Here is a 14,577-nt window from a genome sequence, read left to right as displayed (position 1 = left end):
GCATTGAGTTCAAAAACAAAACGCCGGGACGAATGGCCCGGCGTCTGGAGAAAATGCTGAGGTGAAAACGTCAAACCTCTTCGGGACCATCAAGCTCCCGGCCTGCGTTTTCCGCAGCGCGCTTCTTCTCCACGAGTCGAGCCATATATATGGAAACCTCGTAGAGAAGGATTGCGGGCAACGCAAGACCGATCTGGGACATGGGATCTGGCGGCGTCAGCACGGCGGCAACAACGAAGGCAGCGACGATGGCGAACTTGCGCTTCTCGCGCAGCCAGTCGCTCGTCAGAATTCCGACCCGTGCCAAAAGCGTGGTGATGACCGGCAGCTGGAAAACCAGACCAAAAGACAGCACCAACGTCATGATAAGGCTGAGATATTCGGACACCTTCGGCATCAGGGAAATGGCAACTTCGCCATCTTCCGGTAGCTGCTGCATCGCGAGGAAGAACCACATGACCATGGGCGTGAAGAAGAAGTAAACCAGCGCACCACCGAGCAAAAACAGTAGAGGTGACGCGATCAGGAACGGCAGAAAGGCCGCACGCTCGTTTTTATAGAGACCGGGAGCCACGAATTTGTAAAGCTGCGAGGCCACCACCGGAAAGGAGATGACCATCGCGCCGAACATAGCGACCTTGATCTGCGTGAAGAAGAACTCCTGTGGGGCGGTATAGATCAACGACGACTTGGCAACGTCGAGTCCGGCCCACATCACCGCCCACTTATAAGGAATTACGAGCAGGTTAAAAAGATGCTTCGCAACGGCAAAGCATCCCAAGAAAGCCACAAAAAATGCACCTAGCGACCAGATCAGCCGCGTGCGCAGTTCCATGAGGTGTTCGATAAGCGGCTGCGGCTTATCCTCGATATCCTCACTCATGCTTCATCCTTCTTGGCCTTGGCCGTCTTTGCTTTTCTAACCGGCGCGGCGGAAGAAACATCTGTCTTCATGCTTACCGTCTTCTTGGCGGGGGCCTTGGCCGTCGTAGCCACCTTATCGGAAGCGGCGGGCTTTGCAGTGCGCGAACGAGCAGCATTCGCCGCTACTTCCGTCAATGCTGGCGTAATGGCTGGTTCAGCCGCCATATCCTCAAGCGTTGCTGGCTTCGACTTCTGAGCATCCGGCTTTGCCGCGATGGTGCGAGACGTGCGCTTAGGTTTGGCGGCAACCGTTTCGGCTTCCACCTCCTGGGCGGATTTCACGGCTTTGCGTACTCGCTTCGGCTTTTCGGCGACAGGCGCAGCCTCGGCAACGACCGGCGCCGCCGGAGCAGCGGTAGCGGCGGCTGGCGCGACGCCAAGTGGCGGCGTGTCAGGCAGCTTCATTTCCGGATCGGACAGGCTGACCGCAGGCGCATCGACCGGCGCGCTTGTGGCGGGACCGGATGGAGGCGTTGCCGCTTTCTGTAGATCGGTACGGATGTCGTTGCCAAGCTGGCGCAACGGATTCATCGCATCGCGCAAGGAATTCGTCGGATTGAGGTTGCGCACATCCGAAATCGTCTGGCGTACATCGTCCATGTCAGCCTCTTTCAAGGCCTCATCGAACTGAGAGCGAAAATCGCCCGCCATCTTTCGCAATCCCGCCATCGTCTTTCCGAAAGCACGGATCATTGGCGGCAAGTCTTTCGGGCCAACGACGACGATCAATACGATCGCGATCACCAGCAACTCGCTCCAGCCGATATCTAACATTACAACGCTCCTGACACGCCCAACGGCGCGGCCTGTCGTTCAGCCCGCGCACAAAGACCGATTACTTGATCTCGTCAGCCTTGTGGTCGACCGTCTTGCTGTTGGCGTCTGTCTGAGGCGGCGTGTTGTCTTCGTCAGCCATACCCTTCTTGAAGCTCTTGATGCCCTTTGCGACGTCGCCCATCAATTCCGGAATTTTGCCACGACCGAAGAGGACGAGCACGATCACCAGAACGATCAGCCAGTGCCACACACTAAAAGAACCCATAACGCAAACTCCCTGAATTTTGCTTTGAACCGATGTAAGCCGTTTGCCGGGCTTTTTCAAACAACAAAATGGCTATTCAACAAAGGAAGCGGAGTACGGAGGACAAGAGATATCAGTGCCGTAGCAAATTTTCGTGATGAGTGCTGTGTGAAGCAGCCAAGTCAGCTGTCCGGATCGCCGTCCCTTGGAGCGAGAAGACCAAGCTCTTCCAGATCGAGCTGGGTGATCGGGTCTTCGTCTTCTGTCAAATCATCACTTGCCAACGGAATGGGAATGCCGAAATTCGCTGGAATACGGCCGGATAGAAGTCCAGCCCCCTTCAGCTCGTCCAAACCGGGGAGATCGCGCAAATCTTCCAGCCCGAAGTGATCCAGAAAATCAACCGTCGTTCCGAGCGTCACTGGTCGCCCCGGTGTGCGGCGGCGTCCCCGAAAACGGACCCATCCCGCCTCCATCAACACATCGAGCGTGCCGCGCGATGTCTGAACCCCGCGGATATCCTCGATTTCCGCACGCGTCACCGGCTGATGATATGCAATGATGGCCAAAACCTCCAGTGCCGCCCGCGAAAGCTTCTTCGGCTCCTTGTCATCCGTACGAATGATAAAGGAGAGATCGCCAGCCGTTCTGAAAGCCCAGTTGCCGCCCACCTGCACGAGATTGACGCCGCGCATGATGTAGGTCGCCTTGAGCTTCCACATCAGCGCCGAAACATCGATACCTTTCGGCAAACGCTCGGCAAGAAAGGCCTCGGAAACAGGTTGAGCGGATGCAAAGACCAACGCCTCCGCCATCCGCTCAGCCTCCCTCAATTGGCGCTCAGCCAGCGAAGGCAAGGTGCGCTCCTGACCTTCCGGCAAGATGTCATCTTTCGCATCCAGATCACTCTCCACCGTTATTCCTTTCAATGGACTACTCCTCTTCACGGCAGCCCTTACGCATGTAAATCGGCTCGAATGCGCCATCCTGACGGATTTCGAGCGCCCCTTCCCTCACAAGTTCCAGCGATGCGGCAAAGGCGCTGGCAGTGGCGGTTGCCCGCATGGACGGGTCTGGCACATATTGCAAAAGATAACGATCCAGCACAGTCCATTCACCGATGTCACCCAGCATCGACGTCAACAATTCGCGCGCTTCCACCAGTGACCAGACCTGACGTTTTTCGATCGTAACCTGCGTGATCGCCTGCTTCTGGCGCATGGTCGCATAAGCGCTGAGCAGATCGTAAAGCGATGCATCGAAAGCTGATCGGTTGGTGTGCGGAATATGTTCCGGCGCTCCACGAGCAAATATATCGCGCCCGAGCTGACCTCGGCCTGTCAGCCTTTCTGCAGCGTCTCGCATGGCTTCAAGACGTTTTAGTCGGAAAGCCAGTGTTGCAGCCATCTCTTCGCCGCTTGGGCCGTCATCCTTGGCTTGCTGCGGAATAAGCAGCTTCGATTTCAGGAATGCTAACCACGCCGCCATAACCAGATAGTCGGCGGCAAGCTCTATGCGCACCCGGCGCGCGGTTTCCACGAACAGCAGATATTGCTCAGCCAGCGCGAGAACTGAAATACGGGAAAGGTCGACTTTCTGGACGCGGGCCAAATGGAGCAAAAGATCGAGCGGACCTTCGAAGCCTGCCACGTCTATCATCAATGCAGCTTCGCCGGTGGCGCGCTCAGGCGTCACATCCTGCCAAAGCTTTTCCATCGGCGCGCTGCCACGCGATTTTTCTGCCGCCATCTTGTCATCCGCCAGACCATGCTTCACCAGCCTGCCGGATAAAGTATCAGGCGATTGCGAGCATGGCGTTGAATTCTTCTCTAAGCGTCGCCTCGTCCGAACCATCGGGAATTGTAAAGCCCGCTTCCACGGCCCGCGCACGCTCAAGAGCTTTTCCGGAAAGAACAGGAGCTTCCTTTACGACTTCCAGCATTTCACTCATGACGCCATTGCAATGCAAGACAATATCACAGCCACCCGCAACAATATTGGCAGCGCGTTGGCCGAGGGTACCTTGCAGCGCGTTCATGGAGCTATCGTCGGAAACGAGCAGACCATCAAAGCCGATTGTGCCGCGAATGATCTCTTCAATCACTTTGGGAGAGGTCGTCGCGGGCCGTTCGGCATCGACTGCGTTGAAGACGAGATGCGCACTCATGGCCATCAGTTCTCCGTTCAGGGCCTTGAACGGAATAAAGTCGTGGCGTTCCAGATCGGCGAGCGGGACGTCGACCACTGGCAGCTCATGATGCGAATCGACCATGCCTCGACCATGGCCCGGCATATGCTTCATTATGGGTAACATGCCGCCCGCCTTGAGGCCATCCGCCGCTGCCTGCCCCATCTGCGCGACCAGATGCGGATCGAAGCCGTATGCGCGGTTGCCAATAACGTTACTCGCCCCTTCCACCGGCACGTCCAGCACCGGCAGGCAATCTACATTGATGCCAAACTTCATCAGGTCGAAGGCGTGGAGGCGCGACATCAGCCAAGCTGCGCGCAGACCTTGCTCCTTGTCGCGCAGGTAGATTTCACCGAGAGCCTGTGCATTGGGGTAGGCTTGCAACAATGGTGGGCGAATACGCTGGACGCGCCCTCCCTCCTGATCGATCAGCACCGGTGCGTCGGGACGACCGACCGCATCGCGCATGGAAGCCACAAGATCGGTGATCTGCTGGGCATCCCCAATGTTACGACCGAAAAGGATGAAGCCCCAAGGGCGCTCCGCCTTGTAAAGCGCAATTTCTTCCGGCGTCAGGGTCAGCCCGCTACAGCCAAGGATGACAGCTTTCGATTCGGTCATGATGGTGGTCCTGCTAAAAAAGGATGCTATTTGGAGGGCATACAAGGATATACGGGCCTCGAGCCTCTCCGCCATCCTCGGGCTTGGTCCAAGAATCAGCGAACACAACATCAACGTGGTCAAATCCTCGGCTCAAGCCCGAGGATGACGTCGAGTGTAGGGAGAAGCGCCGCTTAAACAAAAGCCGGGGCAACTATACCACCCCGGCTCCCAGATTCATTCGCAACAATCAGCGTGCAATCAGGCAGCTGCCACCAGCAGAACGGAAGCGCTCGCAAAGCGCTGCTGCTTCGTTCTTATCGCCAGCGGGAATGCGAACGCGATAGAAGGTGCCCTTGCCAGCAATTTCCGCTGCCTTGATGTCCACACCGCGACCACCGATGACCGAAGCGAATTTGGTCGAGAGGTTCTGGTAGGACTTCTGCGCATCCGCTTGGCTCGGCAGAGATGCGATCTGGATATAGTATCCGCCGGAGGAGGAAGCGTTGGTTGCAGGTGTTGGAGCCGCCGCCGTTTCCTGTGCAGGCTGCGAAGGCGGAGCAGGACGGACGTTGGGCTGGTTCGCAGCCGTCGTTGTTGGCTGTGTAGCCGGTGCCGGACGCGACGCTGGCATAGGTGCAGCGGTCTGCGTGGCCGCCTGCGTTGGGGCAGTTTGCTGCGGCTGAGCCTGTGCAGGCGGCTGCGGCGCTACCGGAACGCGCGAGGTTGCGATCACGGCTGGCGCGCCTTCGCCGGACTGAGGCTGCGGCGCAGCAAGTTGCTCAACGCGGTCGGCCTGCGGTTGCGGTGCTGCTGGCGTCGGCTCAGGAACTTCCTGTGCTACCAGCGTACCATCCGGCTTGACGATCATTGTACGGACCTTGCGCGGCGAAACGCCTACGCCGGAACCACCGTTGTTGTTCTGGGCGTGCTGCTCTTCGGGAGACAGAAGACGCGGGTCCTCGGTTTCTCCAACCGGCGTGGACGCCCCTCCGATCTGATCGCCCTCGTCTTCAAGCGGCAACTGCTCCGGGATCAGCGTGCGCTGAACGACATCAACCGGCTCTTCATTCGTCGAAATCAGGGCTGGCTGGACTGGAGCCGAAGGCGCGCCACCGGCAACACGGTCGTAAACCGCCTTGTCCTGATTAGGCACCACGCGGCCGCCCGGATTATCCGGTACGACCTTCGTTGGCTCATTATCGGCCGAGATGATGACTGGAGCGCCATTGGAACCGGTGCTAGAACCACCGCCAGACAACAACGCATAGGTGCCGCCGCCGACAAGAATGAGACCGACCGCAGCAGCCATCGGCACGAACCAACGCCGACCACCGCTGCGGCCTTCATCTTCGTAACGAACCTGTTGCCCGATGTTTTCAGGATGAGAGCTTGCTGCACTGGCGCGCGTCTCCGCCGCCTCCTGCATGCTTCGGCGGAAGTCTTCCTCAAGCGCGCGCTCAAATTCATCGACTTCATGCTGGGTGGGCTGAGGCTGGCGCTCAGCTACCTGCTTGGCTTCAGCGTTTTTGTGACGATCAAGACCACCGGACCCTGCGGGTGCAAAAAGCGCGGCCAGTTCCGTATCAAGATCGAGGTCTTCCTCCTGCCGGCGCGGTGCTGACTTAGGCTCGAAGACGCCGACAGGCAGTTCCGGCACTTCCATCTCGGTGATTGTTTCCGGAGCGTCTTCCGTTTCACCGATCTGCGTTGGATCGAATGGCAGGCTTTCAAGGCTCGCTTCCGAAACCGGCACGACAGGGGCCGCATGACGTGGCACTTCCTGCCGGGCAACCGGTACAGCGACTGGCTGTGGACGTGGAGCAACGGATGCAGGCTTAGGCGCTGGTGCAGCAGCCACCGGCGCAACGGGAGTAACAGGTCTCGCGAGAATCGGAGCGGCAGGCGCTGGTTCCGCGGCAGACTTGTTCACGACTGGCTCGGGCACATCGATGTTGGCGATCTCCGACAGGTCGATATCGAAATCGATATCATCGAGAGCCAACTCGAAATCTTCATCCTTGAATGCATCGAAGTCGTCCGCGGCGGGCGCGGGCGCGGCAGGCTGAACCTGAAAAGATGGCTCGGCCCGAACAGGCTGTTGCGGCACTGGCCTTACCGCTGCCTCGATGGCGGGGGCAACAGCCGCAGTAGGAGCGGCAGTCGCCACAGGCTCAAGATGCGCAACGGGCGCTGCGGCGCTCACGCTCTTGTTGCTGATTTCGTATTTCGCAACATCGTAGATCAGCTCATCCATAGCTGAAAGTTTCTGCCCTGCCGGGATAGACGGCTCTATGTGACTGATCGGTGCTTCCATTTGCGGCGCAGCAGCAGCAATAGCAGGCGCAGGCTCTACGGGCGCGGGCGCGTCGACAACAGTTGCGGCAGACCTTGGCGCGGTCGGGATCGGACGCGTCGCTCCAAAATTCGCAAGAGGCAGGCGCAGGCTGGAAAACTCCAGAGACGAGCGGCGAACGGGAGGCGCAGTTGGCAGAACGGGCGAAGCAACATCTGCCACGGACATTTCCAACTCGCTGGCCAGATCGACCGCAGCTTCACCGGAAGTTTCCGCCATCTGCTCCCAGTCGGGTTGATGTAGCGGCGCTGCGGATGCAGCCTGCATTTGGGCCTGAGGGGCTTCCGCAACAGGCTCTACGTAGTGAGGAACAGGCTCTTGCTCGACGGCACGCTGTGCGACCGGCTCTTCGTAAACCGGCTCAGCGGCAGGCTCATGATAAACCGGGGTATCAACCCGCTGGTGGGTGCCACGATGATTAACGTCGAACAGCGCCGCAACCGATGCAGGATCATCGCTGAAATCATCGCGCAGATCGGAATAGGCATTAGACGGCGCAGCGTGAGCGGGAATCAAATATTCCTCGTTGTCAGCGGGCGCGTACTGCTCAACTGGCTGATACACAGTTTGCTCGGCAGGTGTTTGTCCGAGCTCCGGCTCCTTGCGGGCAAATACGGATTCGACCCGCTGAAGAAACTCGTTTGCAGGCACAGAAGCGCGAACATCGTTAGCCGGATCGAGCGCTACCGGCTCATGCCGGGGTGCATCATAGATGGCGAACTCTCGAAGCAGCTCGTCTTCCAGATTGAACTCGGGCTCCCGCCGTCCATCCGGTGACGTACCGACCGGTGGAGCAACATGGGCGGGACGATCCTCCTGCGCGACGAGACGCGCCAATTGCGCCAAGGGATCGTTGTCAGCGAATTCCTCAGACCGGTTGTCCCGGTTATACGCGACATTTTTTTCGACCATTACGTGTTCCACCATCTACGCATCAAAGCTACTGCCAGCGTATTGTGAGCAAATAATGGTGAGTATGTTATCGCATCTCGTCAGGTGCATCCGCTCCCAAAAGCGTCAGTCCGGACTTCAGTACATTAGCGACAGCACTCACCAGCCCTAGTCTGGCAACGCTCAATTCTCGGTTTTTATCGTTAACAAAACGTAATTCCGGCTGATCTTTACCTTTGTTCCAGTGTCCATGGAAAGAACTGGCCAGATCATAGAGATAAAATGCCAAGCGATGCGGCTCGTGATTCTGTGCCGCAGACTCGATCAGGCGCGGATATTCTGCCAGTTTAGCAATCAACTGCAACTCATTGACATCGCTTATCAAACCTGCCCCTGAAGCGAGGTCGGACACGGAGAGTTCCAAGCCCGGAAACGCCTCGTTTGCCTGCCGGAAGACCGACTTGCAACGTGCATGCGCATATTGCACATAAAATACCGGATTGTCTTTCGATTGCTCCGTCACTTTGGCAAAATCGAAGTCCAGCGGCTCCGAATTCTTCCGATAGAGCATCATGAATCGCACCGGATCACGTCCGACTTCGTCTACCACGTCTCGCAACGTAACGAAATCGCCGGAGCGCTTGGACATCTTGACTGGTTCACCATCCCGGAACAACTTGACCAATTGGCAGAGCAAAACCGTTAGTTTAGATTTACCCTCGGAAACAGCACGTGCAACTGCTTCCAGACGCTTGACATAGCCGCCATGGTCGGCGCCCAGGACATAGATCATCTCGTTGAAGCCGCGGTCGTACTTGTCCTTGAAATAGGCCACATCCGCCGCAAAATAGGTATAGGTTCCATCCGACTTCATCAGCGGACGGTCCATGTCGTCGCCCACTTCAGTCGAACGGAACAGCGTCTGTTCGCGATCTTCCCAATCCTCGGACACTTCGCCTTTTGGCGGCGGAAGCGTGCCCTTGTAGACATGGCCCTTGAAGGTCAGGTCGTTGATGGCCGAAAGGATCGGCCCAGCGTTGCCCGCATGGAGCGTGCGCTCGGAATAGAACACATCGTGCCGGACGTTGAGTGCCGCAAGATCCTCACGGATCATCGCCATCATCGCATCGATGGCCTTCTCTTTAACGATGGGTAGCCATTGCTCTTCAGGCATGGTGCGCAGCTTTATGCCGAATTCATTGGCCAGCGCCTTGCCGACGGGAACGAGGTAGTCGCCAGGATAGAGGCCGGGCGGAATGGTACCGACTTCCTCGCCAAGCGCTTCACGGTAACGCAGGAAAACAGACTTCGCAAGAACGTCGATCTGCGAACCCGCATCATTGATGTAGTATTCCTTGGTGACGCCATAGCCTGCGAATGCCAAGAGGTTCGCCAGCGTATCGCCGACAACCGCACCACGGCAATGGCCGACATGCATCGGGCCTGTAGGATTGGCGGAAACGTATTCCACGTTGATGGTCTTGCCGGAACCAAGCGTGGAGCGACCGAAATCAGCTCCCTGCTCAATCATGCCGGCCAGCAGGCGCTGCCAGTAGGCGACAGATACGCGGATATTTATGAAGCCCGGACCGGCGACGTTGACGCTGTCCACATCCGCGTCCTGCTCCAGTGCCGGAACGATGAGTTCGGCCAGCGCGCGAGGATTAGTGCCGAGCGGCTTTGCCAGCACCATAGCGGCATTGGTGGCGACGTCGCCGTGGCTCGGATCACGCGGTGCTTCTACGGTTATCCGGCCAAAATCAACGGCATCGCGATTGGCTCTCACGAGATCGATTGTCTCGAGAGCGTTTTTGATTCGTGCGTCGAAATCGGCGAAAAGGTTCATAATCATCTACCTGCGCGAAGGGCTTTGGTTCGTAACCGGGCTTTGTCTGTGCATGTCTCTCGAAACCGGCAACCACTTTCTTGGAGATATGCATTGGGCTCCGTAATTGCCCGCTGCCTATCTCAAATCCGGTGTATGGTCAAACAGCCGCTGGTGCGCCTTTAGTGCATAACTATCGGTCATCCCCGCAAGATAATCGCCCACGTGACGCGCCCTCGCCCCTTCGCTCATGCCTGGAATGCTATCCACCCAATAGTGGCTCTGCATCTCCGCAGGCGCTTCCATGTAACGGTGAAAAAGATCGGTGACGATCTGCGTAGCACCTGCTCGAATACGCATAATTTCCGGGTGGCGATAAATGTGGCCGAACAGCAGCTTCTTGATTTGCTTGTCCGTCTGCGCCATCTCGGGCGAGAAAGTTGCAACGGTGCGGTCGGCTGCCCGAATGTCCGCAGCGCTTCTCGGTTTGAGCAGATCAAGATTGTGTTGTGCCACGCCAATCACGTCTTCCACCATGTGGGTAATCTGGCGACGCATGATCTCGTGAGCGAAGCGGTCATCGTCGAGGTTAGGGTATTTCGCCCGCACTTCTGACATCAGCCCGGAGAGAAATGGCACGTCCTCCAGCATCTCGAAGGTTAGATAGCCCGCGCGCAGACCATCATCGATGTCATGTGTATTATAGGCAATGTCATCCGCAATCGCCGCCACCTGCGCTTCAAGGCTTGCGAAGGTGTCGATCTCCAGATCCTGAAGCTGGCAATACTCCGTGATCGGCAGCGGTACTGGGCCATGTGTACCCTGACCGTCTTTGTCCTGCAGTGGCCCATTGTGTTTGACCAGGCCTTCGAGCGTTTCCCAGGTCAGATTTATACCGTCATATTCCGCGTAGCGTCGCTCTAGCTTGGTGACGATGCGCAGAGATTGTGCGTTATGATCAAAGCCGCCATAGGGCTTTAGCACCGCATCCAGCGCATCCTCACCCGTATGCCCGAACGGTGTGTGGCCGAAGTCATGAACGAGCGCCACGCCTTCAGCCAGATCTTCATCCAGCTTCAGAGCACGTGCAAGCGCACGCGCAATCTGTGCAACTTCAACCGTATGCGTCAACCGTGTGCGATAATGATCGCCATCGGGGCTGATGAAAACCTGCGTCTTGTGCTTCAGACGGCGAAAGGCCGTGGTGTGAACGATGCGGTCGCGGTCTCGTTGGAATTCAGATCGCGTCAGGCTGGAGGTTTCAGGAAACAAACGTCCCCGCGTCGTCCATGGATCGGCGGCGTAGACCGCCCTGTCTCCACTACCAAACCCCAATGCACGCTGATCGATAATCATTACTCGTCCTGCCATATGGCCATTGACCTTTTCAATTACCCTTCATACCTATCGCGAAGGTTGCCGCAAAGCTGTTTGGCTTGAGGTAACCCTATAGACGGCTAATTTGACTGGTTTATAATCGGTCTTGCACAGAACTTTGCTCTCCGGTTCTTGACCCCGGTTGGAGAAACGACATGACCACAGACATCACACTCTCAGAATCCGCCGCGAAGCGAATCGCCCAGATCGTCGCGGCAGACAGCGGCAAGGAAGCGCTGCGCGTTTCCGTGAAAGGCGGAGGCTGTTCAGGCTTTTCCTACAAGTTCGACCTGGATGGCGCACCGACCGACGACGATCTGGTTATTTCACGTGGCGATGCAAAGGTGCTGATCGACAGCATGTCGGTCGTCTACATGGCCGGTTCGGAAATCGATTTCGTCGACAATCTGCTCGGCCAGTCTTTCCAGATCAAAAACCCCAATGCCGTGGCAAGCTGCGGATGCGGTACCAGTTTCTCAATCTGACAACCTGTTGAAACGATGAAAACAGGTGGCTTTCGCAGTAGCATGGTTTAAAACCAATTCCAGAAGAACATGGAACCTGCGATGAAGATTGCCACCTGGAACATAAACGGCGTAAAGGCCCGTATCGAAAATCTTTGCCAATGGCTGAAGGATTCGAACCCGGATATCGCCTGCCTTCAGGAAATCAAATCCGTCGATGAAAACTTCCCTCGGCTCGAAATCGAGGCACTTGGTTATCATGTGGAAACGCATGGCCAAAAGGGCTTCAATGGCGTGGCTCTACTCTCTAAAATCAGGCCGGACGAAGTGAACCGTGGCCTACCGGGCGACGATGCCGATGAGCAGGCCCGCTTCATCGAAGGCGTGTTCTCGGTCACCGGTGGCGTTATCCGCGTCTGCTCGTTCTATCTGCCAAACGGCAATCCGCCAGATGACCCGATCAAATATCCATACAAGCTGGCATGGATGGAGCGTCTGTGCCGTTATGCCCAGGATCGACTTGATCTTGAGGAGCCGTTGATACTCGCGGGCGACTACAACGTCATCCCCGAGCCGTTCGACTGCCACGACCCGCGTGTTTGGGAGGGCGATGCGCTTTTCCTGCCGCAGACCCGCGCGGCGTTTCGCAGGCTCGAAAACCTTGGCCTAACCGATGCCGCCCGCACAACGACGGATGCCTCCGGCCTTTATACATTCTGGGATTACCAGGCCGGGGCATGGCAGAAGAACAACGGCATCCGCATCGATCACCTGCTGCTGTCATCGGAAGCAGCGGACAAACTGCATTCCGTGTCCATCGAGAAACATGTGCGCGCATGGGAAAAGCCATCCGACCATGTGCCGGTGTGCGGGTATTTTGATTTTCAGGCGGCCTAATCTTTAACGGTATCGGACGTGATCCAGTAACCGGTTAGCCTAGGCCGTAGACTCATAACGATCTGATCCAAATTCTTGCTGCTGCCAATGTAGGGGGGTGTTACCTTCTGGACACGAGCTATCCGGCCAACCAAACCCGCAACCGCCTATGAAATAAGGGAAATCCGGCGCTGTGCCTCTAACGGCGTCGGGCATGCGGATGAAAGTTGCCTATCAAAAGTGGCGATAAATCGCGCATTCTTCTGGACAGATTCGCGCATTCTTCTCGCATTGTTCTGCCAACGGTGCTGACAAGAACAACATTCTGAAAAGAAAAGAGAAAATCGCGAACAGCATCACCGATGCCTGCGCGGTTCACCCAAATTACTCGAAAACTGACAAGCGACCCCGTTGCGAGCGCGGGAGATAAAGTGGGCAGAAATTGCCCGCTTAGCACTCCTGCTGCCCACTTAGATCAACAGCTTGAAAAAATTAGGGAATTTTCTGCGGTAGCGCTATGAGCGCGATTTCCTAAGTGGGAAGACGCTTTTTGCTTAGAGCAGCGTTAGAAAAACAGAAATTGAAAACACAGAGAACTCTTCTCATAGAGTTGTCTATGATTGATGGCCGATAAAAATCACACGGCCCACGACCACCAAATCTTCTACGCGGTCCGCGTCAAAGATTTCGACAGGGTAATGGCCGTCAACATTGTCGGACGCCAGCTCAAGCTTGCCATCCATGCGCCATTTCGCCCGCTTTACCAGCACGGCGTTGCCGACTGCGAAAACGTATATCCGCCCGTGATCCACGAGAGTTTGGCTCGAATCCACAATCAGCAAAGCGTTGTCGTGGATGGTTGGGAACATGCTGTCGCCGGTTGACCACATCATAAAGCAGAAATCAGGCGCACCACCGAGACTTCGCAGGAAGTTGCGTTCAAAGGCGGTTTGGGAAACCGGCATTTCGTTGATGGGGATTAGCCCGCGTCCTGCCGACGCCCTCACGTCGTACTGGGGCAAGTTGACGAAGTCAGCTTTTTGAAGCGTTTCGGGTAGAGCCTTTTTCTCCCCCTCTTCCTCCACATGCTCAAGGGCATGAGTGAGAAACGTGCCTGAGCCTGCCGTTGGATCGTAAATGGCATCATTGGAATGAGACGCAAGTATCCTCATCACTTCTCGAGGTGTGAACATCGGACCTTCGCCCGTAATGATCCAATCGAGATTAACGCCAAATCTCCGTTTATACATACTTAGGAAATCGTGGTCCGGCGTCGAATCGCCGCGCTCGTATCCACCAAGTGTGTCGGAGTGCATCTCTAAAAGCTGTGCAAAAGGTAGGCGCGCGGGATAACCGAGCGCCTTTCGAACATCTGTAAGCCGTTGAGCCAACGGTGTTTTAGCGACCTGTGGGCGTGCCATACCGATTACGGAGTGTCTCCGTTTAAAAAACGGCGAATCTCCGTTAATACTCCTATCAGCGAAACGCCTAGGCGCTTCGCACTTGTACCTAAAACAGTCCCAAAAAAGCGGGCGTTGCAGCGCCCGCTTTCTCAGCGGAGAAAAACCATGAGCAAACACAAGCCAGTTATGGACTGGCAGGCCATCAAGGCCGAAGTCCATCGAAGAGGAATGACGCTAACTGAACTCGCAGTTAGAAATGGATTTCATCGCTCCCTGCTACGGAAACTGAACACCACTACCCACTACAAAGCACAGGACACGCTTGCCGCATTTATTGACCAGAAGCCCGAAAACCTCTGGCCGACTCGTTACCCAAAGAAAAGCTCCGGCATATTAGATAGCGCAAAGTGGCCACCGTTAGAAAGTCAAAAATCTAACGCCTCCGCTGGCATGATGGTGGCGGCATGAAGAAGGTTCTGTCAACGACCTCGGCGCTTGCTGACGCGGTAACATATTTCGCTAGTCTGCCCCGCTACACGCTCTCCTCAGTTGTGTTTAAGCATGGAATGTTGACCCCTCTGGTGGGGTAATACTTATCCAATTTTGACCCCCTCTGGATTTCATCCGACCATCCGGCTTTTGGCAGCGG

Annotated in this window: 13 protein-coding genes; 3 read left to right on the top strand and 10 right to left on the bottom strand. The window is 56.5% G+C overall.

Features of this window, described 5'->3' with window-relative positions:
* Positions 1 to 70: 70 nt before the first annotated feature.
* The 9 genes from tatC to G6L28_RS06200 all read right to left on the bottom strand — a co-directional run bounded on the left by tatC (position 71) and on the right by G6L28_RS06200 (position 11,164).
* The gene (gene tatC, locus G6L28_RS06240; protein WP_174062926.1) at positions 71 to 883 is read right to left on the bottom strand and encodes a twin-arginine translocase subunit TatC; all 813 of its coding nucleotides are present in this window, start codon (positions 881 to 883) and stop codon (positions 71 to 73) included.
* Positions 880 to 1,698 (bottom strand): Sec-independent protein translocase protein TatB, encoded by an 819-nt coding sequence (gene tatB, locus G6L28_RS06235; RefSeq protein ID WP_174062925.1) that lies wholly within the window; start codon positions 1,696 to 1,698, stop codon positions 880 to 882. The genes tatC and tatB overlap by 4 nt, the downstream gene beginning before the upstream one ends.
* A 61-nt stretch (positions 1,699 to 1,759) precedes the next feature.
* Positions 1,760 to 1,966 (bottom strand): twin-arginine translocase TatA/TatE family subunit, encoded by a 207-nt coding sequence (locus G6L28_RS06230; protein WP_174062924.1) that lies wholly within the window; start codon positions 1,964 to 1,966, stop codon positions 1,760 to 1,762.
* Between the two features lie 161 nt (positions 1,967 to 2,127).
* Positions 2,128 to 2,760, bottom strand: a complete 633-nt coding sequence (gene scpB / locus G6L28_RS06225; protein ID WP_234902489.1) for an SMC-Scp complex subunit ScpB — start codon at positions 2,758 to 2,760, stop codon at positions 2,128 to 2,130.
* A 118-nt stretch (positions 2,761 to 2,878) separates the two neighbouring features.
* Complete coding sequence (locus G6L28_RS06220; RefSeq protein ID WP_174062922.1) at positions 2,879 to 3,694, bottom strand: segregation and condensation protein A; 816 nt, start codon at positions 3,692 to 3,694, stop codon at positions 2,879 to 2,881.
* Positions 3,695 to 3,740: 46 nt separating this feature from the next.
* Positions 3,741 to 4,757: a beta-N-acetylhexosaminidase gene (gene nagZ / locus G6L28_RS06215; RefSeq protein ID WP_174062921.1), complete on the bottom strand. Its 1,017-nt coding sequence runs from the start codon at positions 4,755 to 4,757 to the stop codon at positions 3,741 to 3,743.
* A gap of 229 nt (positions 4,758 to 4,986) precedes the next feature.
* The gene (locus tag G6L28_RS06210; RefSeq protein WP_174062920.1) at positions 4,987 to 8,004 is read right to left on the bottom strand and encodes an SPOR domain-containing protein; all 3,018 of its coding nucleotides are present in this window, start codon (positions 8,002 to 8,004) and stop codon (positions 4,987 to 4,989) included.
* Positions 8,005 to 8,071: 67 nt separating this feature from the next.
* Positions 8,072 to 9,829: an arginine--tRNA ligase gene (gene argS / locus G6L28_RS06205; protein WP_174062919.1), complete on the bottom strand. Its 1,758-nt coding sequence runs from the start codon at positions 9,827 to 9,829 to the stop codon at positions 8,072 to 8,074.
* A gap of 117 nt (positions 9,830 to 9,946) precedes the next feature.
* Positions 9,947 to 11,164, bottom strand: coding sequence for a deoxyguanosinetriphosphate triphosphohydrolase (locus G6L28_RS06200; protein WP_174062918.1), 1,218 nt, complete (start codon positions 11,162 to 11,164; stop codon positions 9,947 to 9,949).
* Positions 11,165 to 11,340: 176 nt separating this feature from the next.
* Here G6L28_RS06200 and erpA point away from each other — a divergent pair, with 176 nt between their 5' ends.
* Both erpA and xth read left to right on the top strand, forming a co-directional pair.
* Positions 11,341 to 11,670, top strand: coding sequence for an iron-sulfur cluster insertion protein ErpA (gene erpA / locus G6L28_RS06195; RefSeq protein WP_174062917.1), 330 nt, complete (start codon positions 11,341 to 11,343; stop codon positions 11,668 to 11,670).
* 81 nt (positions 11,671 to 11,751) lie between these two features.
* Positions 11,752 to 12,546, top strand: coding sequence for an exodeoxyribonuclease III (gene xth, locus G6L28_RS06190; protein ID WP_174062916.1), 795 nt, complete (start codon positions 11,752 to 11,754; stop codon positions 12,544 to 12,546).
* 593 nt (positions 12,547 to 13,139) lie between these two features.
* Here the strand turns inward: xth and G6L28_RS06185 are convergent.
* Entirely contained in the window at positions 13,140 to 13,946 is an 807-nt protein-coding gene (locus G6L28_RS06185) for an XRE family transcriptional regulator (protein ID WP_174062915.1), read from the bottom strand.
* A gap of 147 nt (positions 13,947 to 14,093) precedes the next feature.
* On the opposite strand from G6L28_RS06185, the gene G6L28_RS06180 reads away from it, so the two are divergent.
* Positions 14,094 to 14,396: a helix-turn-helix domain-containing protein gene (locus tag G6L28_RS06180; protein ID WP_174062914.1), complete on the top strand. Its 303-nt coding sequence runs from the start codon at positions 14,094 to 14,096 to the stop codon at positions 14,394 to 14,396.
* Positions 14,397 to 14,577: the final 181 nt, after the last annotated feature.

Origin of the sequence: Agrobacterium larrymoorei (genome assembly GCF_013322225.1) — a bacterium.
Taxonomy (GTDB): Bacteria; Pseudomonadota; Alphaproteobacteria; order Rhizobiales; family Rhizobiaceae; genus Agrobacterium; species Agrobacterium larrymoorei_A.
Note: the sequence above shows the minus strand (reverse complement) of the source record. Positions and strands in the feature narration are given on the sequence as shown.

Coding starts and splice junctions, on each gene's coding strand:
- G6L28_RS06185 (WP_174062915.1), bottom strand. CDS start 13,946: ATGGCACGCCCACAGGTCGCTAAAACACCGTTGGCTCAACGGCTTACA.
- argS (WP_174062919.1), bottom strand. CDS start 9,829: ATGAACCTTTTCGCCGATTTCGACGCACGAATCAAAAACGCTCTCGAG.
- erpA (WP_174062917.1), top strand. CDS start 11,341: ATGACCACAGACATCACACTCTCAGAATCCGCCGCGAAGCGAATCGCC.
- G6L28_RS06220 (WP_174062922.1), bottom strand. CDS start 3,694: ATGGCGGCAGAAAAATCGCGTGGCAGCGCGCCGATGGAAAAGCTTTGG.
- nagZ (WP_174062921.1), bottom strand. CDS start 4,757: ATGACCGAATCGAAAGCTGTCATCCTTGGCTGTAGCGGGCTGACCCTG.
- xth (WP_174062916.1), top strand. CDS start 11,752: ATGAAGATTGCCACCTGGAACATAAACGGCGTAAAGGCCCGTATCGAA.
- G6L28_RS06210 (WP_174062920.1), bottom strand. CDS start 8,004: ATGGTCGAAAAAAATGTCGCGTATAACCGGGACAACCGGTCTGAGGAA.
- tatC (WP_174062926.1), bottom strand. CDS start 883: ATGAGTGAGGATATCGAGGATAAGCCGCAGCCGCTTATCGAACACCTC.
- G6L28_RS06200 (WP_174062918.1), bottom strand. CDS start 11,164: ATGATTATCGATCAGCGTGCATTGGGGTTTGGTAGTGGAGACAGGGCG.
- tatB (WP_174062925.1), bottom strand. CDS start 1,698: ATGTTAGATATCGGCTGGAGCGAGTTGCTGGTGATCGCGATCGTATTG.
- G6L28_RS06180 (WP_174062914.1), top strand. CDS start 14,094: ATGAGCAAACACAAGCCAGTTATGGACTGGCAGGCCATCAAGGCCGAA.
- G6L28_RS06230 (WP_174062924.1), bottom strand. CDS start 1,966: ATGGGTTCTTTTAGTGTGTGGCACTGGCTGATCGTTCTGGTGATCGTG.
- scpB (WP_234902489.1), bottom strand. CDS start 2,760: ATGGCGGAGGCGTTGGTCTTTGCATCCGCTCAACCTGTTTCCGAGGCC.